This is a genomic window from Micromonospora endophytica (assembly GCF_003236305.1).
Classification (GTDB): Bacteria; Actinomycetota; Actinomycetes; order Mycobacteriales; family Micromonosporaceae; genus Micromonospora; species Micromonospora endophytica.
The window spans coordinates 1-356 of the sequence record NZ_POTX01000559.1; the positions used below are offsets into that span (position 1 = coordinate 1).

Annotated in this window: 1 pseudogene; it reads right to left on the minus strand. The window is 69.4% G+C overall.

The window, feature by feature from the left end:
* Positions 1-322 (minus strand): annotated as a pseudogene (locus C1I93_RS31095) (PQQ-dependent sugar dehydrogenase); the annotation flags it as partial.
* Between the last annotated feature and the right edge of the window lie 34 nt (positions 323-356).

A 356-nucleotide genomic window follows, 5' to 3' on the forward strand; every position in this document is an offset into this window, starting at 1 on the left:
CCGACGTGTCGATCCGGGCGGTCAGGTCGAGCACCGGCTCGGCCGCCAGGCCGGTGTCGGGGTGGTAGGCGCGGACGGTGCCGTTCTTCTCCGCGATCAGCATCCGGCCGTCCGGCAGCCCGGTGAGCGCGATCGGGCGTTGCAGACCGAAGGCCACCTGCTCGTACGTCACTGTCAGCTCGGTGAGTGGCACCCTGCTGGTCTGGGATGTGTCGGCTCTGGCGGTGCCGGCCGCCGAAGCCGGTGGCAACAGGAGCGCGGACAGGACCAGAACGAGCAGCCCGGCCAGCAGGGGGACCGGACGACAACGCCGTCGCAACATGTTTTCAACTCCTCGAGCAGGTCGAGTGGAGGAC